Below are 23,606 nucleotides of genomic sequence, written 5' to 3' on the forward strand. Positions count from 1 at the left end.
CGCCCCGGTGACCGCGACCCTTCGTGCCATGTTCGGCACGAGCACCGAGATCCCCGGCCTCGCCCCCGATCTGGTCGTCACCGACCCGGCCGGCTGGGCCCCCGCCGCCACTCTCGCCACCGAAAATCTCGACACTCTCCTCGACTCGGCCCGCCGCCGCTGGAACGCCCAGCCGCACGCCGCCGCCGCCCTGGCCTGGAAGGCGTACACGTACTGGCTGGCCCTGCCGGCCGTGCTCGGCTGGGCCTCGGCCCGCCGCGTCCCGCTGCTCACCGGCGACAACGTCCTCGTGCACTTCAACGACGAACGCCCACTGGTGACCCTGGGCCTGCGCGCCGACACGCCCATCGCGGTCCTTCCGGGCGACCCGATCGCCATCGCCGGCCTTCCGCAGATCCGCGTCGTGGCCGACGAGGACGCCCTGCTCGCGGAACTGCGCGCGTCGCTCCTCGACAACCACCTGACCCCGCTGCTCGACGCCATCCACGACCGGGTCCGCCTCGGCAAGCGCACCCTGCTCGGCTCGCTGAGCTCCGGCGTGGCCCAGGGCATCCTCCGCTCGGCCGACGTGATTCCCGGCCCCTCGGCCGACAACATCGAGCTGCTGCACCGCGCGCTCGGCGTCGACGGCCTGATCGACCTGGTCCCCGGCCCCACGGGCAAGCTCGAGGTCCAGCGCAAGACCTGCTGCCTCGCCTTCACGCTGCCCAAGCCGAAGGTCTGCAAGGGCTGCTGCATCAAGAGCTGACATCGTGACCGGATCAGCGGGAGAGCGACGGGTCAGCACGCTGCGGCTGCCGGGCATCGGCCATCTGCTGCAGTGGCGGAGCGACGGTTTCTGGCGCGAGCTCGGGGACGTGCAGCACCGTGACGAGGCCGCCGGGATGTTCATCCCCGGCGAGGACGAGTGGGACGGTGCCGCGACCTGGTGGATGGTCTACGGCGAGCAGGTGCCCGACGTGGTGGTGGCCGGACGTCGACGCCGAGATCCAGCGCCGGCTGCTGCCGAGCGCGTTCACCTGCGAAGGCGGCTCGTTCACCCTGCCCGGCTGGCTGGAGCCGCGCTGGCCGACGGCCGCTGACCCCACTGTCGCGCTCACGCCGTCAGCGGCGGCATGTCCGCCTCGGCCGCTTCCACCGTGTCGTACACGTTCATCACCTGGTCCAGCGCCGCGACCCGCAACACGTACGCGACGCTCTCCTGGACCGCGGCAACGCACAACCGGCTGCCCCGGCTCCGCAACCTGCTGAACGTGCGCCAGACGCCGGCGCACACCATGAACGCCGCGCCGGGGCCGCGTGTGTAGGTACGCTGGCGCGATGAGTGACGAGCCGGCGGCCGCGGCGCCTCGCCGGCGGCGGCGTGCTCCTGACCCGCGTGCCCTCGCTACTCGTCAGCGGATCCTCGAGGCCGCCAACGATCTGATGTTCGTGCGGGGCGTCAACTCGACGAGCGTCGACGACGTGCTGGAGGCCAGCGGCACCAGCAAATCACAGCTCTACATGCACTTTCCCGACAAACTGACCCTGATCAGGGAAGTGGTCAAGTTCCGGGGGCAGCTGGTTCTCGAGCGCGAGCAGGGCCGGCTGGAGCGGTTCCGGACGTTCGGCGCGTTGCGGCGATGGCGCGACGCGCTGGTGAAGGCGAACAGCCTCCAGAACGGCGCCTACGGCTGCGGCCTCGGCTCGATGGCCTCCGAGCTCTCCGATCAGGACGAACAGGCTCGCCAGTCACTGTCGGAGACCTTCACGGCCTGGGAGACGCTCATCAGTGACGGCCTGCGCCGGATGCAGAAGGCCGGCTCACTGCGGGAGGACGCCGACCCCGATCGGCTGGCGACGTTTCTCATGGCCTCCCTCCAGGGCGGATATCTCCTGGCCAACGCGGCTCACGATGTCGGGCCGATGGCGGTCGCGCTCGATGTGGCGCTGGACCATGTCAGGACTTTCGTCGTCGAATGATCGTCTTGCCCCGGCGCCGCCCGGCCGGGTTGAGCGCGGCGACGGCGTCGTCGAGCATCGCGACGCTGTCGATGTTCGTCCGGAGCCGGCCGTCCCGCACCCGCTGGACGATCTCACCGAGCTGGGCCCGGTCGGATTCGACGACGAAGTCGACGGCCAGGCCGTTCTCCGGGCGCGCCTCGACCGGCCCGGTGACCGACACGAGGGTTCCGCCGGCCCGCACGAGAGCCGCCGACCGCCTCTGGATCTCGCCGCCGATGACGTCGAAGACCAGATCGACACCGCCGACGTCGTCCAGTGAGTCGTTGTCCAGGTCCACGAACTCGTGCGCGCCGTAGTCGAGCGCCTTCTGGCGGTCGGCGGCCCGGCCGGTCCCGATGACGCGGGCGCCGGCCTCGCGGGCGAGCTGGGTGACCATCGTCCCGACCGCGCCGGCCGCACCGTGCGCGAGGACGGTCTGCCCCGCCTGGACACGACCGTGCACGAACAGACCCTGCCACGCGGTGAGGCCCGAGATCGGCAGGCTCGCGCCCACCGTGAAGTCGACGTCACCGGGGAGCGGCGCGAGGTTGCGGGCCTCGATCGCCACCTGCTCGGCGAGGGTGCCGTCGCGATGCCAGTCGGCGATCCCGAACACGCGCTGCCCCACCGACAGCCCCGTCGTGCCATAGCCCAGAGCGGTGACCACTCCGGCCAGCTCGTGGCCGAGGACCGACGGCGCCCGGTTCCGGCCGGCCCGATCGGTCCAGGTCGACGGCCACTCCACCTCGGTCGGAACGAATCCCGACGCGTGGACCGCGACGATGACGTCGTTGATCGCCGCCGTCGGCTCCGGGCGCTCCACCAGCCTCATCCCGGCCGCTCCGGCCGCCTGATCCGTCACCACGATCGCCTTCATCCGGCACCCTTCCGTTCGCTTAAAGAGGACCATATAGTCCACGATAAGGCCGCACAAGCTGGCCACGCTCTTGAAGGTGGACTAATTAGTCCACCAGAAGGCGCCGTCCCCCTCGATCGCCTCGAAACGTCGATAATGCGAGCGTGCAAGCACCAACCATGATCGGCCGTTACCGGATCGTCGAACGGCTCGGTTCCGGCGCCTTCGCCACCGTGTGGCTTGCCGAGGACGATGTCCTGGAATCGCGTGTGGCCATCAAGATCCTGGCCGAGAACTGGGCCCATCACCCCGACGTGCGGGCCCGGTTCGAGCAGGAGGCCCAGGTGCTGCGCCGCGCCGACTCGGAGCGGCTGGTCCGGGTGCACGACTTCGGCGAGCTGCCCGACGGCCGTCCCTATCAGGTCATGACGTACGCCGCCGGCGGCACCCTGGCCGACCGGCTGGACCGGGGTCCGATGCCGGTGCGTACCGGCCTGCGTATCGCCAGCGACATCGCCCACGCCGTCAGCGTCCTGCACGAGTCGGGTGTCCTGCACCGCGATCTGAAACCGTCGAACGTGCTGTTCGACACCGTTCGCGGCGCCGAACGGGTGCTGGTCGCCGATCTCGGCCTGGCCAAGGAGATCGCGCACGCCTCCGGTTTCACCGTCGTCGCCGGCACTCCTGGCTACATGGCGCCCGAGCAACATCTTCCGGGCGGGGGCCTCGATGTCCGGGCCGACGTGCACGCGATCGGCGCGATGACCTATCAGATGCTGACCGGCCGTCCCCCGCAGCCGGGCAAGGCCGTCACCGTCCCGCCCTCCAAGCTGCGGACCGGCGTCTCCCGTGACGTCGACCGGGTGGTGATGCGGGCCCTGGACGGCGACCGCGCCCGCCGCTGGCCCTCGACCGCCGCTTTCGCCCAGGCCCTGGACGACGCCATGACCGCCGTCCCCAGCCGGGTCCTGCGATTTCTGCGGCACGGTGTCGGCACCGTCGTCGCGCTGGGGCTCCTCGTCTACGCCGGCGGGGCGACCGTCGTGGACGGCACACCGGCCGGCTGGGTCCGGGTGGCCGACGGCGACGGCGCGCTGTCGGTCGCGGTGCCCGGTGACTGGGCCCGGCAACTGCGCGACGCCGGCTGGAACGTCGCGGCCCTGGGTCTGCCCGCGGGCACCGAGCCGGGCCTCCAGGTCGGCGCCGACCTGGCCTCCGCCACGTCATCCGGTCTGTTCGCCGGGGTGAGCCGATGGCTCGCGCCCGGTTCGAAGGCCACCGTCCCGGCGCATCCCGGGTGCACCCGGGGCGCCGATCGTGACGTCACCGCCGACGGCCTGACCGGCCGGGTCCAGCGCTGGACGGCGTGCCCGGACGGCGTCTCCTACAGCGAGGTGCTATTGACCCGGCCCGGTGATCGGGGCGTCTATCTGCAGATCCGCCAGACCGGCGGCACCGATCGGACCGACGACGTGCTGGAAACGCTGCGGATCACCGGTTAGCACTTCGGAGTGTCGTGCCGGAGGTGCATCGACTTGACGGCGCCGTTCTCGAACGTGAACCGGTAGTGGACGCCACCGTACTTGTCCTGTTGTCCCGCGTAGGCGGCCCCGTCCCCGAGCGTGGCCCCGTTCTCCGTGGCCGGGCCGGAAAGGTCGGGATAGGCCCGCTCGACGGCGTCGAGCGAGCTGGTGATCTTGATGCCTTCCGGGGTGGCGACCTTGCCGTAGGCGGGGATGGAGACGACGCCCAGGGGTGAATAGCCGACCGTCGGCCCGCCCGCGTTCGGGAGGTCCAGGATCCAGCTGCCGCAGCCGCCCTCGCCCTCACCGGCCACGACCAGGCCGGTGGCCTCGGCCTCTTCCTTGCTCATCCCGATCTGCAGTTTGCCGAGCCCGGTCGGCCCGAGCACGGTGACCGGGCCGATCACCCGGGCGATCTTCGGCGGACCCGAGGTCTTCGCCGGAGGGCTCTTCGGCTTGGTGGATGTTCTCGACGGGGTGGCCGACGTCGCGGACGGGCTGGGCGAAGAGGTGGTGACGACCGGGGACGGGCTCGGGGCCGGGGCCGGGGTCGGCGAGGAGCCGCCCACCGGGAAGGCCTCGCCCGCCACCTGCTGCGGCTGGTTGGCGCATCCGGCGGCCAGGGCCATCCCGGCCACGGCAAGAGTCATGACAATGCGGCGCATGTGGATCAGATCTCCAGACTGGGTGTACGAAGGGGCCGGCCACCCGCGGCGGCCGGCCCGCCGGGCTCACGCGAGGTGGTTCTTGCCGCTCCCGCCGTACAGCTTGTCCTTGCCCGGGCCGCCGATCAGCCGGTCGTTGCCGGGGCCGCCCCAGAGGGTGTCGTTGCCGGCGTCGCCGGAGATCCGGTCGTAGCCGCCGTTGCCGTAGATCGTGTCGTTCCCGGCGCCGCCGAAGAGGATGTCGCCCGCCGAGGCGCCCCGGATCGTGTCGTTGCCGGTGCCGCCGTACGCGATCAGCTGGAGCCGGGTCTTGTTGGTGATGCTGTCGTTGCGGTCGAACGTGGACACCTGGAGCTTCTCGGTGAGTTCGCCGAGGCCGCAGTGCACCTTGGTCCGGTCGCCCTTGACGGCCTTGCAGCCCCCGCCGGCCTTGATCGCGACCGTGTCGTCGATGGTGAGGTAGTACTTCGGCCCCTTGGTGATGACGACCCGGTTGGTCTTGCCGCTCGCCGCCTTGAAGACGATCACGTCACCCTCCCCGTCGCCGTCGGGCGCGACGTAGGCGACGCCCGTCTTGAGGGTGCCGGCGTTGGCCGGCGCGGCGAAGGCGGTGGTGGCGGTGAGGGCGACGCCGATCAGAGCCGCGGCCAGGTGGAGCTTGCGCATTTCGTTTCCCCGTTCCGGTGTCTCATTTTCTTTCCGACACTTGGTGCGATGCGACGCTGACGGGGTTGGTTCTCGATTCAATGTCACGAGTAGGTAACAGGCGGCGCAGGGGTGCCGGAGCCCACCAGTTCCACTCGCCGAGCAGGGTCATCACCGCCGGCAGGAGCAGGCCACGGACGACCGTGACGTCGAGCAGCAGCGCCACCGCCATGGCGAAGCCGATCTCCTTCACGGCGATCAGGTCGCCGAGCAGGAAGCCCAGGAAGACGACGCCGATGCCCAGCGCGGCCGCGGTCACCACCGGCCCCGACTTCACGATCCCGGCCCGTACGTCGCCCTCCTCCTTGATCCGGGCCAGCAGGAACACCTCGTAGTCCATCGAGAGCCCGAAGATGAACACGAACAGCAGGACCGGCGTGGTGACGTCGATCGCGCCCCACGACGCGAAGCCGAACACCGCGTCACCCACGCCCCACTGGAACACGATCACCAGCGCGCCGAGCGTGGCCAGCAGGGTGAGCGCGTTCATCAGCAGCGCCTTGAGCGGCACGACCACCGAGCCGGTCAGCACGAACAGCAGCACCGCCGTGGACAGCAGCACGATCAGCAGCGCCACCGGGAAGCGGCCGGCCACCGAGTCGCGGTAGTCCACCAGCTCGGCCGCAGCGCCCCCGACGAGCATCGGGAAGGGCGGGTCCAAGGCCCGGATCGCCCGTACGACGTCACGGGAGGGCCCGCCCGCGGTGCCGCCCTCGGGCGTGACGTCGATGACGGCGGCCGCGGCGATGTCGGGACGCGGCTGCACCCGCAGCACACCGTCCAGCGCGTTGACCCGGTCCATGAAGTCCCGGACCTGAGCGCCGGCCGGGTCGGCGTCGACCACCACGACGACGGGATCGGCCTGGCCGGCGCTGAAGTCGCGCTGCACCGCCTCCTGGAGCCGGCGGTCCTCGGACGAGGCGGGCAGCGCGCGGGCGTCCGAATTCTCGAGGTTGACCCCGAACACGAACGGCAGCGACAGCACGAGCAGGGCGGCCGTGACGGCGAGCGCGACCGGTCCCGGCCGCGCCTGCGCGAACGCGGCGAGCCGGGGAAGCAGGGCGCGACGAGGCGGCCGTGCGGGCTTGATGAAGCGATGAGCCACCGCTATCAGCGCGGGTACGCCTGTCAGCCCGGCCGCGGTGGCCAGCAGCACCGCGACCGCGCCGCCGAGGGCCATCGCACCGAGCAGCGGTTCCGCGAAGACAGACAGCCCGACCATGGTCGCCGCCACGGCCAGCCCGGCGATCAGCACGGTGCGGCCGGCGGTCGCGGCAGTCCGGGCCAGCAGGCCGGCGACCGGGGCTCCGGGATCGGCGTCGCGCTCCTCGCGGAACCGGGCCACCACCAGCAGCGCGTAGTCGACGGCGAGCCCGATGCCGAGCAGGGTGACCACGTTGACGGTGAACTGGCTGACGCCGGTGAGCGCGGTCAGCCCGTACAGCCCGAGCAGCGTCACCGACACGGCGGCCAGGGCGGCGGCCAGCGGGATCAGGGCGACCACGAAACCGCCGAGGACGAGCACCAGCACGACCAGCAGGACGCCGACGGCGACCGACTCGCCGAGGGCGGCGTCGGCCACCGCCTGGTCGGCGAACGCGCGCTCGGCCAGTTTCTCGCCGCTGACCAGCACCTCGGGCGCGTCGACGCGGTGCAGGGCGGCGGCCACCGCGTCCTCCACCCGCTCCCGCCGGTCGTCCGGCAGGCCCTGGTCGAGCTCGACCCGGATCAGCGAGCTCCGGTTGTCGGCGCCGATCCGCCCGCCCGGAGCCCCGTACAGGTCGTCGACCTCGGCGACGCCGTCCATGCCGCGGATCTCGCCGGTCACCGCCGTCACGTCGGCCACCAGCGCCGGGTCGTACACGTCGCGGCCGCCGACGACGGCCACGATGACCGGGCCCTCCGGCTGCAACTGGCCGATCCGCCGGTCGGCGAGCTGCGACTCGGCGTCCGGCCGGAGGCTGTCGGCGGTGGTGAGCCGGTCGAAGACCTGGCCGCCGAAGACCAGCCCGGCGGCGACCAGAACGAGCCACGTACCCAGAACCGGCCACCGCCGACGGGCACACCACCGGCCCAGATCCGCCAACATCACCGGAATATGCAGGTACCCGCCATGGACGTGCATCGTTCGAACGGTCGGCAGGTTTGACCGGTCGGCGATCGGTCGAGTCCGTCAGCCGACACCTGGACGATTCCGCGCGCCGTTAAGGTTCATCAATCTTTTCGGGGGAGGGAATGCCCGTGCTTCGGCGTGCGCTGAGTGGGATCGTCGCGGTGGCCACCGTGATCACGATGTCGTCGTTCATCGGCTCGCCGCCCGCGACAGCGGTGGCGTTGCCGAGCGGCTTCCAGGAACAAATCGTCTTCAGTGGACTGAGCTCGCCGGTCGACCTCGAGTTCGCGCCGGACGGGCGGATCCTGGTGGCCGAGAAGGGCGGCCGGATCAAGGTCTTCGACGATCTCGCCGACACCACCCCCACGGTGTTCGCCGACCTGTCGGCCACCGTGCACAACCAGTGGGACCGGGGCCTGCTCGGCATGGCGCTGGCACCCAACTTCCCCGCCGATCCTTACGTCTACGTGCTGTACACGTACGACGCGCCACCCGGGCAGACCGCCCCGGTCTGGAACGACGTGTGCGCCAACGCGAACGACGGGCGCTGCGTGGTGACCGGCCGGCTCTCCCGCCTGCGGGCCAGCGGTGACACGATGACCGGCAGCGAGCAGGTGCTGCTGCACGACTGGTGCCAGCAGTTCCCGAGCCACTCCATCGGCGACATCGCCTTCGGCGCGGACGGCATGCTCTACGTGGCCGCCGGTGACGGCGCCAGCTTCAGCGCTGTCGACTACGGCCAGTTCCCGTCGGGAGCGCCGACCAACCCGTGCTCCGACCCGGCCAACGAGGGCGGGGCGCTGCGCTCGCAGGACATCCGCACCTCGGGCGACCCGGCCCAGCTCGACGGCACCCTGCTGCGGCTCGACCCGGCCACCGGCGCCGCCGCTCCCGGCAACCCGAACATCGGCTCGGCCGACCCCAACGTCCGCCGGATCGTCGCCAACGGCCTGCGCAACCCGTACCGGGTCACCATGCGGCCGGGCACCAACGAGAGCTGGATCTCCGACACCGGGTGGAACACCTGGGAGGAGGTCAACCGGGTGGTCAACCCGACCGCTGGCGTGACGAACTTCGGCTGGCCGTGCTGGGAGGGCAACGCCCGCCAGGCCGGGTACGACAGCGCGAACCTGCCGATCTGCGAGACGCTCTACACCGCGCCGGCGGGGACGCACACCGCGCCGTTCGTCGCCTGGAACCACTCGAGCAAGCTGGTCGCGGGCGAGGCCTGCCCGACCGGCAGCTCCTCGTCGACCGGCGTGGCCTTCTACCCGACGGGCGGCGGCTCCTACCCGGCCGCGTACAACGGCGCGGTCTTCTTCGCCGACTACTCGCGCCGCTGCGTCTGGGCGTCGCTGCCCTCCACGCCGGGTGGCCTGCCCAACCCGGCCACCGTGCAGACGTTCGTCTCCGACGCGGCCAGTCCGGTCGACCTCGAGGTCGGTCCGGGCGGCGAGCTCTACTACGCCGACCTGGGCGGCACCATCCGGCGGGTGCGCTACTTCCCGGGCAACCAGCCACCGACCGCGGTCATCGACGCGACGCCGACGCAGGGCCCGGCCCCGCTGACCGTGTCGTTCAACGGCACCGGCTCGACCGACCCCGACCCGGCCGACGAGGGCCGCCTGCGGTACGCCTGGGACTTCACCAACGACGGGACGACCGATTCGACCTCGCCGACGGCCGGTTTCACGTACACCACCGCCGGCTCCTACACCGCGCGGCTGACCGTGACCGACACGCTGAACGCGACACACACCAGCACCATCGCCGTCACACCGGGCAACGAGGCGCCGACCGCGGTGATCGACACCCCGGTTGTGGGCACGACGTGGGCGGTCGGTGACACGATCTCCTTCACCGGGCACGCCACCGACCCGCAGCAGGGCACCCTGCCCGCGTCCCGCCTGAGTTGGGACCTGGTCATGCACCACTGCTCGGCGCCGGAGAACTGCCACGAGCACGCGATCCGCAGCTGGACCGGCGTGGCGTCCGGATCGTTCGAGGCGCCCGACCACGAATATCCGTCCTATCTGGAGCTCAAGCTGGTCGCCACCGACCAGGAGGGCCTGACCCACGCGGTGACGCGCCGGCTCGACCCGAAGACGGTCGACCTGACCTTCGCCACCGTGCCGTCCGGACTCCAGCTCGCGGTCGGCTCAGGATCAGGAACGACACCCTTCTCCCGTACGGTCATCCAGGGCTCCACGAACTCGGTGTCGGCACCGTCCCCGCAGGGCTCCTCGACGTTCACGTCCTGGTCCGACGGCGGCGCGCAGACCCACGTCATCACCGCGCCGGCCGCCGCGACGACGTACACCGCGACCTACGCGTCGGCCCCGGCGCCGCAACGGATCGGCTACACCCAGGTCGGCGCGTCGCTCGACTCGGGCGCCACGAACTACATGAACGGCTCCCGGTTCGTCACCGGATCCAGCCCGGCCTCGATCACCTCGATGTCGGTCTACATGAAGGGCGTGCAGGCGGCCCCGAACAACCAGTACCAACTGGCGATCTACGCCGACGCCAACGGCTCGCCGGGCGCCCGGGTGGCCACCAGCGCGTCGGGCACCCTGACCGCCAACTCGTGGAACACCCGGCCGGTCACCGCGTCGCTGGCCGCGAACACGGCGTACTGGCTCCTCTACAACACCAACGGCGACAACAACCTGAGCTACGACACCGGCAGCGCCAACCAGGGCGCGTGGAGCGCCTCCACCCCGTTCGGCACCTGGCCGGCCACGTTCGGCAGCTCCAACCGCTGGACCGCGAAGTTCTCCATCTACGCGACCACCGGCGCCGACACCACCGCGCCGGCGGTGGCCGCCACGAGCCCGTCCGCCGGTGCCACCGGGGTCGGCCTCACCACCCCGATCACCGTGCGGTTCAGCGAGGGCATGGCGGCGGCCACCGTCACGGCGGCCAACCTGGAGCTCCGCGGGCCGGGCGGCACGCTGGTGAACCGGACGGTCACGTACAACGCGGCCACCGAGACGGCGACGATCACGCCGTCGGCCGCGCTGGCCGCCTCGACGCAATACTCGGTGACCGTCCGGACCGGGGTGACCGACACCGCGGGCAACGCGCTGGCGGCCAACCACCAGTTCTCGTTCACGACGCTCGACCCGAGCGCCCCACGGTTCGGATATGACCAGGTGGGCGGCTCGCTGGACTCCGGCGACATGAACTACATGAACGGCTCGCGGTTCGTGAACGGCGCCACCGCCCTGCCGATCAGCCAGATCTCGGTCTACCTCAAGTCGGTGCAGGCCGCGCCGGCCAACCAATATCAGGTGGCGATCTACGCCGACGCCAATGGTTCGCCGGGTGCGCTGGTGGCGTCGAGCACGTCCGGCACGCTGACCGCCAACTCGTGGAACAGCCGCCCGGTCACCGCCACGCTGGCCCCGAACACCGCGTACTGGCTGGTCTACAACACCAACGGCGACAACAACCTGAGCTTCACGACGGGCACCGCCAACCAGGGCGCCTGGAGCGCGCCCACCCCGTTCGGCAGCTGGCCGGCCACGTTCGGCAGCTCCAACCGCTGGACCGCGAAATTCTCGATGTACGCCTCGTAGCTCGACCGGTCAGCTGAACCCGGCCGGATGAACTGCGGCAAACTGCCCCGAAAGCCCCCGGGCGCCGTCGTTACGGTGCCCGGGTGACTACTCAGAGAGATCGTAAAGACACGCGTCGCCGGCGTCGCGCCGGAGGGACCGTCGCCGTGGCCTTGATCGGGCTGCTCGCGGTCACCGCCGCCACGCCGGCCCAGGCCGGCCCGAACGCCGGGCCGGCCCAGGTCACCCCGACCACCGCGCTCGCGCCGGGCCAGGCGGGCACCGCCGGCGCCCGGTCGCGCAGCATCGTGCCCGGCGAGACCGGGCTTCTCGCCCTGCGCCCGGACGGGAAGGTGTTCGCCACCGTCAGCAAGGGGACGGTGCGGCAGTGGAACACGGCGACCGGGCGCAAGGCCGGCGCGCCGCTCGCCGGCGAGGTCGGAACCGTCTACTCCCTCGCCTACAGCTCGGACGGCAAGCTGCTCGCGGTCACCGGCGACAGCCAGGTGTCGCTGTGGGACCCGGCCACCGGCGAGCGCACGGGGGCCCCGCTGACCGGGCACACCGGGCCCGTGCGCTCGGTGGCGTTCAGCTCCACCGGCGACCTGATGGCCACGGCCGGCGACGACGGCGCGGTCCGGCTGTGGGACCCGGCCACCGGCGATCTGGTGCGCACGCTGACCGGGCACACCGGCGCGGTCCGCACGGTCACCTTCAGCGCGGACGGCGAGCGCCTCGCGGCCGCCGGCACCGGCGCCAACAACACCGTGCGGCTGTGGGAGACCGGCACCGGGCAGCCGATCGGCCAGGCGTTGACCGTGAGCCCCGGCCCGGTGTACGCGGTCAGCTTCAGCCCGAACGGAAAGCTGCTGGCCGCCTCCGGTGGCGGCACCGCCGTACAGCTGTGGAACGCGGCCACCGGCGAACCCGCCGGCCAACCGCTCACCAGCAGCACCGCTCCCGTCCTGGCCCTCACCTTCAAGCGCGGCGGAAAGCTCCTGGCCACCTCGTCCGGCGGCGACAACACCGTGCAGCTGTGGAACGTGGCGACCCGCGAGGCGGCCACCGCGCCCCTGGCCGGCCACACCGGCCCGGTGCGGGCCATGCGCTTCAGCCCGAAGGGCAACCTGCTGGTCACGGGGGCCGACGACGGCTCCGTCCGCCTGTGGAACTCGGCCACCGGTGAGGCCGAGGGCGAGCCGCTCACCGGCCACGTGGGCCCGGTCTGGGCCGTCCGGGTCACCCCGAACGGCAAGCGCCTGATCACCGCCGGCGCCGACAACAAGGCCCGGCTGTGGCGCGTGCCCTGACGTGAGAAAAGGAAGGGGCCCCACGCGGGGCCCCTTTTTCCGAGCCAGGTCGACGACGGAACGGTACCGTTCTATGATCCTCCCGATCACGGGGAGGATCACTTGTCTCGTTCCCGATGGCTGACGTGTGTCGGCCTCACCATGCTCAGCACCGTCACCGCGAACGCCCTGGCCACGCCGGCCCGGGCCGCCGAGGCCGAGACCGCCAATGTGGTCGTCGCGCTCACCGCGGATCGCAACATTCTGCCGACCTCCGGCTGGTCGAGCCCGGAGGTCGTCGTCCGCAACGACGGGACCCTCCCGGCCGCGGGCGTGACCGTGTCCCTGACGCTCCCGCCCGAGCTGCGCGTCTCCGGCTCGGAGAGCACCAGCAACTGGGACTGCGACTGGGCCATCCCGACCATGACCTGCGCCTATCTCGGCGAGCTGGCGCCCGGCCAGTCCGAGCGGGCCATCGTGCGCAGCGTCGGCGTCGAGGGCGCCCGGCCCGGCGCCGTCCTTCCGGTCGTCGCGACCGCGTCGACGACGACGCCGGAGAGCTCGACCGCCGACAACACCGCGTCCCGCCAGATCCGCATCGTGGACTCGGGCGACATCACCGGTCGGCTGTGGAACGACCTGAACGCCGACGGCGTCCGGCAGGCGAACGAGCCGCCCGCGACCGACGTCGGCATCTCGATCCGCTCCCAGGACGACGAGGACAGCTACGGCTTCGCCAACAACTACAACGGCACCTATCGGGAGACCGTCCCGAGCAAGCGCTTCACGATCTCCACCCACCTGTACCGGTTCAACTGGCTGTTCACCAAGCCGAACGTCGGCAACGACGCCACCGACTCCGACCTCACGCGGACCGGCGGCGACCAGTACGACGAGATCGGCGAGACCCCGGTCTTCACCGTGAGCCCGTCCACGCCGACCGTCGTCGACCTGGGCGTCGTCGCCGCCTTCCGGCCGACCAGGATCGCGCCCGCCTCCGCCCTTCAGGGCTCGACGGCCGTCGTGACGCTCACCGGGCAGTCGTTCACCTCGAGCCTCGAGGTCAAGCTCACCCGGCCCGGCTCCGAGCCGATCACCGGCGTGCTCTCGACCGTCGCCGCCGACCGCACGTCGATGACCGTCTCCTTCCCGCTGGCCCAGGCCGCACCGGGCGCGTGGACGCTCACGCTCGACCGGATGTACGGCCCGCACGCCGAAGTGGCGAACGCCTTCACCGTCACCCTGCCGCCGGTCAGGGCGACCGCCGCCCCGGCGATCTCCGGAACCGTCGCGGTCGGCTCCACGGTCAAGGCCTCGACGGGTACGTGGACTCCGGCACCGGCCCGCTACGCGTACCAGTGGCTCGCGAACGGCGTGGCCATCGGCGGCGCTACCGGCTCGTCGCTGGTGATCCCGGCCGCCGCGCTCGGCAAGCGGCTCACCGTCCGGGTCACCGCCTCCCGCGACGGCAACGGCGCCGGCGTCGCGACCTCGGCCGCCTCGGTCGCGGTGGCCAAGGGCCGGGCCCCGGTCGCGACCAAGAAGCCGGCGATCGCCGGCACGGTCAAGGTGGGTTACACGGTCAAGGCCGCTGTCGGCACCTGGAGCCCGCTGGCCAACCGGTACGCCTATCAGTGGCTGGCCAACGGCGCCGCCATCCGGGGCGCGACCGGCCCGTCGCTGGCGATCTCGGGCGGCCTGGCCGGCAAGCGGCTCACCGTCAAGGTGACCGCGGCCCGCGACGGCCACCTGCCGGGCGCCGCGGTCTCGGCCGCCTCGGCCGCCGTGGCCAAGGGCAACGCCCCCAAGGCGACCAAGAAGCCCGTGGTCACCGGCACGGCCAAGGTGGGCAGGACCGTACGGGCGGCCACCGGCAGCTGGTCGCCCAAGCCCGACGCCTACCGGTACGAGTGGCGGCTGAACGGCAAGCTGATCAGCGGCGCCACCAGCGCGACGCTGAAGCTGACGGCCTTCATGAAGAACAAGAAACTCACCGTCACCGTCGTCGCCCGCAAGACCGGATATACCGACGGGCGGGCCATGAGCGCGACGGTCACCGTGCGCAAGTAAGAACGGGCAACGGGATAGATGACCACCACTGTGCTCTGTTACCGTACGCCCCGGTTCAGTTCCACTGTGTACCGAACAACGGGGAGAATTGTATGGCAACGCGTATGGCGAAGCGGCTCGCGGCGATGGCGTTCGTGACCGCCGGCATCGGTGGCTTCCAGTTGGTGGCGGCCGGTCCGGCGTCGGCCGATCCGATGGTCTCCATCCTGGCCAACCCGGTCTGCACCAAGGCGGTCACCTATCAGGGCGCCCTGGTTCCGGCCGCGTCCAACGGGTCGGTCAACTGCGGCATGGTCCGCGGTGCCAACAGCGACGGCGTCCGCCGCCTGCAGGACACGCTGAACGACTGCTACCCGAACGAGCTCAAAGAGGTGAAGGTCTACCCGCTGTCGATCGACGGCGACTTCGGTGGCAACACCGAGAAGGCACTGAAGAAGGTGCAGAGCGTCTCCAGCACCGGCGCCGACGGGATGTACGGCCCGCTGACCCGCAAGGCGATCCGGCACACCGACCCGAACTACGGCGACCCGTGCCGCCGCGTCAGCTGACATAGATACGACGTGAAAGGGCGGGCCGGTGTTCACCGGCCCGCCCTTTCGCACCTCTCAGGAGCGGTTGAAGCGCGACGTCGACCAGAAGTAGCCGAGGATCGCCAGGCCCGCGCACCAGGCCACCGCGAGCCAGCCGTTGTGGCCGATCCCGGTGCCCAGCAGCAGGCCGCGCAGGGTTTCGATGGCCGGGGTGAAGGGCTGGTATTCGGCGATGGGCTGGAACCAGCCGGGCATCGAGTCGACTGGGACGAAGGCGCTGGACAGCAGGGGGAGCAGGATCAGTGGCATGGCGTTGTTGCTGGCGGCTTCGGCGTTGGGGCTGACCAGCCCCATCCCGACCGCGATCCAGGTCAAAGCCAGGGCGAACAACACCAACAGGCCGAACGCGGCCAGCCATTCCAGGACGGTGGCGTCGGTGGACCGGAACCCGATGGCCACGGCCACCGCCCCGACCAGGATGACGCTGGCTACTGATTGCAGGACGCTGCCGATGACGTGGCCGATGAGTACGGAGCCGCGGTGGATGGCCATGGTGCGGAACCGGGCAATGATGCCTTCGGTCATGTCGTTCGAGACCGACACCGCGGTACCGATCACCGTGCTGCCGATGGTCATCAGTAGCAGGCCGGGTACCAGGTAGGCGATGTATCTGGCTCGGTCGGGTGCGCCGCCGGTTATCCCGGCGCTGAGCGCGTCACCGAATATGTAGACGAACAACAGCAGCAGCATGATCGGTGTGAGCAGCAGGTTCAGTGTCAGCGACGGGTAGCGGCGCGCGTGCAGCAGATTACGGCGCAGCATGGTCGAGGAGTCACGAACGGCGAGGGTGGTCATCGGGAAACCTCCACGGGCTGGGTGAGGGCGAAGAAGACGTCGTCGAGGTCGGGGGTGTGCACGGTCAGTTCGTCGGCGTCGACGCCGGCGGCATCGAGCCGGTCGAGCACGGCACGCAGCTCGCGTTGGGTGCCACCGCTGGAGATCTGCAAGGCGAGTGACTGGTCGTCGCGGGTGGCGTCGGGCAGCGCCGCGGCCGCGCCTTGATAAGTGTTCGGGTTGGTGAAGCGCAGTAGGACGTGTCCGCCGGGGATGAGGCGTTTGAGTTCGGCGGCGCTGCCCTCGGCGGCGATGACGCCGTTGTTGAGCACGGCGATCCGGTCGGCGAGTTGGTCGGCTTCTTCCAGGTATTGGGTGGTGAGGAAGACGGTGACGCCGTCGGTGACCAGTTCGCGGATGATCTGCCACATGGTGTGCCGGCTGCGCGGGTCCAGACCGGTGGTGGGTTCGTCGAGGAAGATGATCCGCGGCCGGCCGACCAGGGTCATCGCGATGTCCAGCCGCCGTTTCATCCCCCCGGAATAGGTGGAAGCCGGTTTACCGGCCGCGTCGGCCAGGTCGAAGCGGGCCAGCAACTCGGCCGCCCGGCGGCGTCCTTCCGCACGGGGTAGGTGGTGCAGGTCGGCCATCAGCAGCATGTTCTCCTCGCCGGTGATCAGACCGTCCACCGCGGAGAACTGCCCGGTCACGCCGATCGCGGCCCGCACGGCCTGCGGATCGGCGGCCAGGTCGTGACCGCCGACCCGCACCTCGCCGCCGCCCGGTGAGATCAGGGTCGACAGGATCTTCACCGCGGTGGTCTTGCCGGCCCCGTTCGGACCGAGCAGGGAAAAGATGGTTCCTTCGGGCACGGCCAGATCGACTCCATCGAGCACAACCTTGTCGCCGTACGACTTACGCAGCCCGTTCGCCGCGATGGCCAGGGTGGTCATTGGTCTCCCCTTACCGGTTCAGAGGCTGCGGGCGACGATGTCGCCGTAGGCCGTGGCGGCGTGGATGTCGAGCGTGGCCGTGCCGTCGTTCTTCAGGTCGTTGGTGATGCGCCCATATCCGGTGCCGGCGTCGAGCGACGCCGAGACGCCCCGGGCCGCGGCGACCGAGATCGACCCGGCCTGCGTCCGGGCCACGACGGTGCCCCGTACGGCCTCGTCGATCTGAATGTCGCCCTTGGCCGTCTCGATCTCGGCCGGGCCGGTGAGGCGGCCGATCGTGACGTCACCGGCCGAGGTCGTGAGGCGCACGCTCGCGGCCTCGTCGAGCTTGATCTCGCCCTGAGCGCCGGCGAAGACGACGTCACCGAGCCGGCCGACGCCCCGGAGCTCGGCCGCGGCCGCCTTCGCCTCGATCCGGGAGCCGGCGGGCAGCTGGACGGTCACCTCGAGATATCCGGAGCTGCCGAGGATCTGGTTCGTGGCGTGGGCCTCGATCCGCAGGACGCCGTCCGCGTACTCGACCTTGGTCTGCTCCGCGGTCTTCACGTCGCGGCCCTTGTCGGCGTTGGCCGGCCAGACCTCGACGACGGTGTCGGAGCGGTCGGCGGCGACGAACTGGACGCGCCCGGCCGGGATGTCGAGGACGGCGGTGATCGGGGCGGAGGTGGTGAAGGTAGGCATCGTTCTCTCCTTGCGTTGCTTGTTTCCGATGAGTGAAACGCTACGTTGCGTTTGCAATTCGAGCAACAAGCTTGTTGCACTGGAGAACTCAACTACCAGCTCAGAGCCACTATTTCGTTGCAACGGTTCGGATTTCAATGCAACGCTGCCACGACACTTCGTTGCATTGGACAAAAGTGAACGCTATGCTGGCGGCACCGAGGAAGGGAGATCGGCATGCCCGGAGGCAGGCTCACCCAGCAGGAACGTCAGCAGATCGCACTGGGTCTGTCCGACGGCCTGGCCTACGCGGAGATCGCCCGCCGGCTCGACCGGCCCACCTCGACCGTCACGCGCGAGGTGATGCGCAACGGCGGGCCCACCGGCTATCGCTCCGACCTGGCCCACCGGGCCACCGAGCGCCGCGCCCACCGGCGCCGGCAGGGCTCCCCCGACGGGCCCGTGGTGCCGCCGGCGCACGGGCGCGACGCCGCGGCCGTGCTCGAATATCAGGAGACCTTCACGACCGTGTTCATGCAGCAGGGCCTACCCAAGATGACCGCGCGCATCCTGACCTGCCTGTTCACCACCGACGAGGGCAGCCTCACGGCGGCCGAGCTGGTCCAGCGCCTCCAGGTGAGCCCGGCGTCCATCTCCAAGGCGGTCGGCCTGCTCGAAGACCTCGAGCTGATCCAGCGGGAGCGAGACGAGCGCCGCCGCGAGCGCTACCGCGTCGACAACGAGGTCTGGTTCAACTCGATGATCGCCGCCGCCCGGCAGAACGCCGACCTGGCCGCGACCGCGCGGCAGGGCGTCACCGTCCTGGGTGCCGGCACTCCGGCCGGGGTCCGCCTCGAGAACGTCGCCCGGTTCATGGATTTCGTCGCCGAGAGCATCATCCGTGCCGCCGAGCAGGCGCGGGACATCCTCTACACGGCGGCCGCGGATGCGCCGCCCGAGGCGGATCAATCGGATTTCCGACGTCACCCGTTGGTGGGGACGGGAACGGCTTCGAACGTTTCCGCGGCGTTGTCCGTACCGGCTGGCAGCACGGAGTCAGATCAGTCAACAAACCTAACTGAAAAACACGCCAAAACGACTTGACCTTAATCGCCCCTGGCCATAGGCGACAAGACTAGTCTGGCGACAGGCCACCCTCTCTCGGGTACGCCCACCGAGGCTGGGACGACGAGCGCGAGCGTGTCCGGGCAAGCCTCTCGGCATCGACCCGGGTCACCTTTTCGCGCTCAAAGTCCGTCCCTTAGCCCGTTGGCGGTCGGCCGCCGCAGGCACTACGGTAGGCCGTCGGCGAGGCGGTCTGTCGCTCTCCACAGAAGCCCAAAGGAAGATCGATGACGACCCTAGCTGTGCACGCGGAGAAGCCCCGGCTCCCGTTGGGAAAGCTCAACACCGAGCACCTCGACGACCTGTCGGACGACGACGTGTCGCCGATCGTCAACCGGATCATGGCGGCCCACCTCGACCAGACCCGGATCCCCGCGGCGAAGTTCTCCTCGTTCATCTGAGCCCATGCCCGCCCGGCAGCCCGATGGGACATTGACGGAGTTCGTACTCAAGGTCCACTCACGATGTGATCTTGCGTGTGACCACTGCTACGTCTTCGAGCATGCCGATCAGAGCTGGCGGCGGCGCCCCGCGCGCATCGACGGCACCGTCCTGCGCGCCGCCGCGCACCGCATAGCCGAGCACGCCCGGAAACACGATCTGGCCCACGTCTCGGTCATTCTGCACGGCGGCGAGCCCCTCCTGCTCGGGCCCGCGCGCATGCGCGAGGTGCTCACCGAGCTGCGCGACATCGTGAGCCCGGTGACCACGCTGCGGCTCGGCATGCAGACGAACGGCGTGCTCCTCACCGAGCGCTTCGCCGCGCTGCTGGCCGAGTTCGACGTCCGGGTCGGCGTCTCGATCGACGGCGACCGCCAGGCAAACGATCTGCACCGGCGCTACCGCAATGGCGCCAGCAGCTACGACCAGGTTCTGCGGGCGCTGGAATTGTTACGCCGCCCCGCTTTCCGGCGGCTCTACTCGGGTCTGCTGTGCACAGTGGACGTCCGGTCCGATCCCCTCCGGGTCTACGAGGCGCTCGTGGCCCAGGCGCCACCGCGCATCGACTTCCTCCTTCCGCACGCCACCTGGGAAACGCCGCCGCTGCGCCCGGGCGGCGTTCCGGCTCCGTACGCCACCTGGCTCTCCGCGGTTTACCGCCGCTGGATCAGCGACGGCCGCCCGGTCGCGATCCGCCTGTTCGACTCGTTGCTGGCGCTGGCCGAGGGCCGGCCGAGCGGCAGCGAGTGGGTGGGCCTCGACCCGGTCGACCTCGCGGTGATCGAGACCGACGGCGAGTGGGAGCAGGCCGACTCGCTCAAGACCGCGTTCGACGGAGCCGCCGCGACCGGCATGACGGTCTTCACCCACACCGCCGACGACGTGGCCGCCGCGCCCGAGCTGGCCCGCCGCCGCTCCGGCCTCGACGGCCTCAGCCCGGTCTGCCGGCGGTGCCCGGTGGTCGGCCAGTGCGGGGGCGGCCTGTTCGCGCATCGTTACGGCGCCGGGACCTTCGACAACCCGAGCGTCTACTGCGCCGATCTGAAAGAACTGATCATGTTCGTGAACGACAATCCCCCGCCGGCGCCCGCGGACGCCGACCCCTCCCTGCTGCCGCCGGCGGTGCTCGACCGGATAGCGGTGTCGGCCGGTGACGGCGATGCCGTCCGCCGGCTCGACGAGGCGCAGAACGCCATCGTCCGCGGTCTGCTGGTCAAGGTCGCGGCCGGGCTGGAACCGACCGGGCCGTCAGCACACAACTGGGCCGTGCTGACCGACCTTGATCATGCCCATCCCGATGCCGTGGCCGGGGTGCTCGCCCATCCGTACATCCGGTCCTGGGCCGTTGAACTGCTTTCCGGCGCCGGGACCGGCACGTGGCAGGGCCCGGGATATCTCGGGTCGATCGCCGCGGCCGCCGCCTTCGCGGCCGGTGTGCCCGCACGGACCTTCGTCCCGGTGCGCGACGGCCGCGTCCACCTGCCGACGCTCGGCACGATCCTGCGGCCCGGCGTGGCCGACTCGATCGCCGAGCTCGGCGTCGGCGACGGCTCCCTGGCCGTGGACGGTGTCAGCGTCCGGCGCGACGACGAGACCGCTTGGCAGCCGAACCGATGGCTGGTCACCGACGGCCTGGCCGTCCTGCTCGAAGACCTCGACCCGCACCGCGACTGCCACAAGCTCCCGGCCTCCGACCGGCTCAGCGACGACGCCGCCCAGCGCTGGGCGGCCGCTTTCGCCGAGGCCTGGCGGATCCTGAAGGACGAGGCACCCGGTCACGCCGAGGAGCTGCGGGTGGGTCTGCGGGCGATCGTGCCGCTGCGCCTGACCGGCGACGGGGTGAGCGAGGCCTCGACCGCCCGGCAGGCCTTCGGCAGCGTGGCCGTGACCGAAACCGATCCGGCCTCGCTGGCGGTGCTGCTGGTGCACGAGTTCCAGCACAGCAAGATGAACGCGCTGCTCGACATCTGCAACCTGGTCGACGTCACCAAGTCCAACAAGATCACCGTCGGCTGGCGGCCCGACCCCCGCCCGGCCGAGGCCGTCCTGCACGGCATCTACGCGCACGCCGCCGTCGCGGGCATGTGGCGGGTCCGCAGCGACCGGCACGTCGACGGCGCCGCCGCCGTCTTCGAGCAATATCGGGCCTGGACCACCGAGGCCATCCACGCGCTCGAGCGCGCGGACGCGCTGACCCCGGTCGGCTCGCGCCTGCTGCGGCAGGTCTCCGGCATGGTGAGCACCTGGGCGCCATGACCACCGCGATCCGCCAGCGCGCCCTGACCGCCCAGCTCCGGGCCCTGGGCCTGGCCGGTGGCGACGTGGTGCTCGTGCACTGCTCGATGCGCAGCGCCGGGCCGATCGCGGGCGGGGCGGCCGCCCTGGCCGGCGCCATCCGCGCCGCCGTGGGCCCGGGCGGAACGCTGGTCGTTCCCGCGCAGACACCCGGCAACTCGGTGAGCAGCGACGCCTACCGGGCCGCGACCGACGGGATGACCAACGAGGAGCGGCGGGCCTACGAAGATCGGATGCCCGGCTTCGACGTCCGCCGCACCCCCTCGTACGGCGTCGGCGCCTTCGCCGAATACGTCCGCCGCCGGCCGGGCGCCCTCCGCAGTGGACATCCGCAGACCTCGTTCAGCGCGTGGGGCCGCCGGGCCCGTGAGCTCATGCGCGTGCACGACCTCGACAGCCACCTCGGGGAGCGGTCGCCGCTGGCCGCCCTGGAGCGGGCGAACGCCAAGACGCTCCTGCTCGGCGTCGGATACGAGTCGTGCACGGCCCTGCACCTGGCCGAATACCGACTCCGGCGGCCGCCGATCGTGCGCCAGTACCGCTGCTACGAGCTCGAACGGGGCCAGCGCGTCCGCCGCGACTTCCACGCGCCCCATCTCGACGCCGCGCCGTTCACCAGCATCGGCCTGAGCCTCGACGATCAGCCGTTCACCCGGAAGGGCACGATCGGGCGGGCACCGGCTCGTCTGCTACCCATCCGGGCGATGGTCCGGTTCGCGGTCGGGTGGCTGGATCGTAATCCGGCGCGGGAGAACCTGGCCTCCATCTGATTACCTCTCTAGTCTGAGGTTAACGTCACGGAGCGCGCCGTTCGGGGGAGCAGTTAGTGATCACGCCGAGATGACTCTCGATAGAGGTTCCTCGGCCGACGCCCGGTACTTCTATCTCAGTTATGCCCCGATACCGTCGCCGGACGACCGGCTCCTGGGCGACCACTGGGTGCGCCGCTTCTTCGTCGACCTCAACGCGGCCATCGACGAGCAGCCCGGGCGCCGCATCCGCCGGCCCGGCTTCGCCGACTTCGTGGTGCCGCCGTCGGAGGACCGCCAGGCGCAGCGCCAGCGCGCGCTGACCGAGGCCGACGTCCTTGTTCCGCTGTACACACCGGAATATCTGAACCGGCACGAGTCGAGGCGCGAGCGCGACTGGTTCCGGCAGCGTGTCGTGCGGGCCGGACGGGCGCCCGACGGCGCGAACATCCTGCCGGTGCTGTGGACACCGTCGCCGCTGCGGGCCCACCGCGCCGAACAGGAACGGGCCCTGCTCATCGCCCGCGACGTCGAGGCGTACGCGGACAGCGGCATGAGCGCGCTGTGCCGATTATTGATCTACCAGGGCGAATATCAGAAGATCGTGCGGCGGATGGCCCGGCACATCGTCGAGACCGCCGCCAGCTCTCCCCTCCAGGTCACGTCACCCTCGGCCCAGCCGGCCGTGACCCCGCCCCCACCGGTCGACATCCCCTTCCGGACGGTGCTGATCACCTCCGACTGGGCGCCCACGGCCGGCGACGCCGCAGCGGCCAACGGATACGAGTCGCTGCGCAGCCAGTGGCGGCCCTTCCCGGGCCAGCCGCCCGTGGTGGCCGACATCGTGCTCGCCGTGGAACGCCTGCGCATGCCGGCCCGGGTCCACGATTTCGTGCCGGCCGGCGACCTGTTCGAGCACTGCCCCGGCATCATCGTGATCGACACCCGGGTGCTCGGCACGGCCGGCGCCGCGGTGATCCGCGAGGCCGCGAGCTGCCTGCGCAGCTGGGTCGGCGTGGTGCTGATCGCGGACGGCCCGGCCGGCGACCAGCTCGACCGGGTGGCCGAACACTTCCCGGCCCACGCGGGACTGCTCAAGGCCACCGCGTACGACGAGTGGCGCTCCGGCATCAACGGTCTGGCCCACCGCATGCGGCGCCGCTATCTCGACGAACACCCGGCCTATCCACCGCCCGGCCGGCCGACCAGGCGGCCGCGGTTGTGGGACAGCATTCCACCCAGCACGGAGTGATCA

20 protein-coding genes and 1 pseudogene are annotated in these 23,606 nt (G+C 70.9%); 14 read left to right on the forward strand and 7 right to left on the reverse strand.

Annotated features, from left to right (window positions below; translation table 11 throughout):
* The first annotated feature begins 28 nt into the window (after positions 1–28).
* Genes ACQP2X_RS48955 through ACQP2X_RS48970 form a run of 4 tightly spaced genes read left to right on the forward strand, consistent with a single transcriptional unit; the run spans position 29 to position 1,962 of the window.
* The gene (locus ACQP2X_RS48955) at positions 29–748 is read left to right on the forward strand and encodes an IucA/IucC family C-terminal-domain containing protein (protein WP_498693258.1); all 720 of its coding nucleotides are present in this window, start codon (positions 29–31) and stop codon (positions 746–748) included.
* 4 nt (positions 749–752) lie between these two features.
* Positions 753–1,082, forward strand: coding sequence for a hypothetical protein (locus ACQP2X_RS48960; protein ID WP_498693259.1), 330 nt, complete (start codon positions 753–755; stop codon positions 1,080–1,082).
* A 33-nt stretch (positions 1,083–1,115) separates the two neighbouring features.
* On the forward strand, positions 1,116–1,307 hold the full coding sequence (locus ACQP2X_RS48965) for a hypothetical protein (RefSeq protein WP_498693260.1): 192 nt from the start codon (positions 1,116–1,118) through the stop codon (positions 1,305–1,307).
* Between the two features lie 13 nt (positions 1,308–1,320).
* Positions 1,321–1,962 (forward strand): TetR/AcrR family transcriptional regulator, encoded by a 642-nt coding sequence (locus tag ACQP2X_RS48970; protein WP_498693262.1) that lies wholly within the window; start codon positions 1,321–1,323, stop codon positions 1,960–1,962.
* Here ACQP2X_RS48970 and ACQP2X_RS48975 read toward each other — a convergent pair.
* Entirely contained in the window at positions 1,940–2,860 is a 921-nt protein-coding gene (locus ACQP2X_RS48975) for an NADP-dependent oxidoreductase (protein WP_498693266.1), read from the reverse strand. The genes ACQP2X_RS48970 and ACQP2X_RS48975 overlap by 23 nt on opposite strands.
* A gap of 143 nt (positions 2,861–3,003) precedes the next feature.
* On the opposite strand from ACQP2X_RS48975, the gene ACQP2X_RS48980 reads away from it, so the two are divergent.
* Positions 3,004–4,341 carry a serine/threonine-protein kinase gene (locus ACQP2X_RS48980; protein ID WP_498693267.1) on the forward strand — a complete coding sequence of 446 codons (1,338 nt, stop codon included), beginning with the start codon at positions 3,004–3,006 and terminating at the stop codon, positions 4,339–4,341.
* Here the strand turns inward: ACQP2X_RS48980 and ACQP2X_RS48985 are convergent.
* The 3 genes from ACQP2X_RS48985 to ACQP2X_RS48995 form a co-directional block, all read right to left on the reverse strand.
* Positions 4,338–5,027 carry a hypothetical protein gene (locus ACQP2X_RS48985; protein WP_498693269.1) on the reverse strand — a complete coding sequence of 230 codons (690 nt, stop codon included), beginning with the start codon at positions 5,025–5,027 and terminating at the stop codon, positions 4,338–4,340. The two genes, ACQP2X_RS48980 and ACQP2X_RS48985, sit on opposite strands and share 4 nt — an antisense overlap.
* A 66-nt stretch (positions 5,028–5,093) precedes the next feature.
* On the reverse strand, positions 5,094–5,693 hold the full coding sequence (locus tag ACQP2X_RS48990) for a hypothetical protein (RefSeq protein ID WP_498693270.1): 600 nt from the start codon (positions 5,691–5,693) through the stop codon (positions 5,094–5,096).
* Between the two features lie 22 nt (positions 5,694–5,715).
* Positions 5,716–7,821 (reverse strand): MMPL family transporter, encoded by a 2,106-nt coding sequence (locus ACQP2X_RS48995; protein ID WP_498693272.1) that lies wholly within the window; start codon positions 7,819–7,821, stop codon positions 5,716–5,718.
* A 146-nt stretch (positions 7,822–7,967) separates the two neighbouring features.
* Here ACQP2X_RS48995 and ACQP2X_RS49000 point away from each other — a divergent pair, with 146 nt between their 5' ends.
* The 4 genes from ACQP2X_RS49000 (at position 7,968) to ACQP2X_RS49015 (ending at position 15,312) form a co-directional block, all read left to right on the forward strand.
* Positions 7,968–11,426, forward strand: a complete 3,459-nt coding sequence (locus ACQP2X_RS49000; RefSeq protein ID WP_498693274.1) for a PQQ-dependent sugar dehydrogenase — start codon at positions 7,968–7,970, stop codon at positions 11,424–11,426.
* Between the two features lie 146 nt (positions 11,427–11,572).
* Positions 11,573–12,715, forward strand: coding sequence for a WD40 repeat domain-containing protein (locus ACQP2X_RS49005; protein ID WP_498693277.1), 1,143 nt, complete (start codon positions 11,573–11,575; stop codon positions 12,713–12,715).
* A gap of 102 nt (positions 12,716–12,817) precedes the next feature.
* Complete coding sequence (locus ACQP2X_RS49010; protein ID WP_498693279.1) at positions 12,818–14,764, forward strand: hypothetical protein; 1,947 nt, start codon at positions 12,818–12,820, stop codon at positions 14,762–14,764.
* A 92-nt stretch (positions 14,765–14,856) separates the two neighbouring features.
* Positions 14,857–15,312: a peptidoglycan-binding domain-containing protein gene (locus tag ACQP2X_RS49015; RefSeq protein ID WP_498693281.1), complete on the forward strand. Its 456-nt coding sequence runs from the start codon at positions 14,857–14,859 to the stop codon at positions 15,310–15,312.
* A gap of 57 nt (positions 15,313–15,369) precedes the next feature.
* Here the strand turns inward: ACQP2X_RS49015 and ACQP2X_RS49020 are convergent, their stop codons facing one another.
* The 3 genes from ACQP2X_RS49020 to ACQP2X_RS49030 are packed head-to-tail and all read right to left on the reverse strand — an operon-like array spanning position 15,370 to position 17,762.
* Positions 15,370–16,149, reverse strand: coding sequence for an ABC transporter permease (locus tag ACQP2X_RS49020; RefSeq protein ID WP_498693282.1), 780 nt, complete (start codon positions 16,147–16,149; stop codon positions 15,370–15,372).
* A complete protein-coding gene (locus ACQP2X_RS49025; protein ID WP_498693284.1) occupies positions 16,146–17,081 on the reverse strand; it encodes an ATP-binding cassette domain-containing protein in 936 nt (311 codons plus the stop codon). The genes ACQP2X_RS49020 and ACQP2X_RS49025 overlap by 4 nt, the downstream gene beginning before the upstream one ends.
* Positions 17,082–17,099: 18 nt before the next feature.
* Entirely contained in the window at positions 17,100–17,762 is a 663-nt protein-coding gene (locus ACQP2X_RS49030; RefSeq protein WP_498693285.1) for a DUF4097 family beta strand repeat-containing protein, read from the reverse strand.
* Between the two features lie 216 nt (positions 17,763–17,978).
* On the opposite strand from ACQP2X_RS49030, the pseudogene ACQP2X_RS49035 reads away from it, so the two are divergent.
* From ACQP2X_RS49035 to ACQP2X_RS49055, 5 genes and pseudogenes are all read left to right on the forward strand, one after another.
* Positions 17,979–18,677 (forward strand): annotated as a pseudogene (locus ACQP2X_RS49035) (helix-turn-helix domain-containing protein); the annotation flags it as partial.
* 416 nt (positions 18,678–19,093) lie between these two features.
* The gene (locus ACQP2X_RS49040; RefSeq protein WP_179855427.1) at positions 19,094–19,267 is read left to right on the forward strand and encodes a hypothetical protein; all 174 of its coding nucleotides are present in this window, start codon (positions 19,094–19,096) and stop codon (positions 19,265–19,267) included.
* Between the two features lie 31 nt (positions 19,268–19,298).
* A complete protein-coding gene (locus ACQP2X_RS49045) occupies positions 19,299–21,563 on the forward strand; it encodes an FxsB family cyclophane-forming radical SAM/SPASM peptide maturase (RefSeq protein ID WP_498693287.1) in 2,265 nt (754 codons plus the stop codon).
* Complete coding sequence (locus tag ACQP2X_RS49050; RefSeq protein ID WP_498693288.1) at positions 21,560–22,372, forward strand: AAC(3) family N-acetyltransferase; 813 nt, start codon at positions 21,560–21,562, stop codon at positions 22,370–22,372. The genes ACQP2X_RS49045 and ACQP2X_RS49050 overlap by 4 nt, the downstream gene beginning before the upstream one ends.
* A 70-nt stretch (positions 22,373–22,442) precedes the next feature.
* Positions 22,443–23,603, forward strand: coding sequence for a TIR-like protein FxsC (locus ACQP2X_RS49055; RefSeq protein ID WP_498693289.1), 1,161 nt, complete (start codon positions 22,443–22,445; stop codon positions 23,601–23,603).
* Positions 23,604–23,606: the final 3 nt, after the last annotated feature.

It is taken from the genome of Actinoplanes sp. CA-131856, assembly GCF_050956135.1.
Taxonomy (GTDB): Bacteria; Actinomycetota; Actinomycetes; order Mycobacteriales; family Micromonosporaceae; genus Actinoplanes.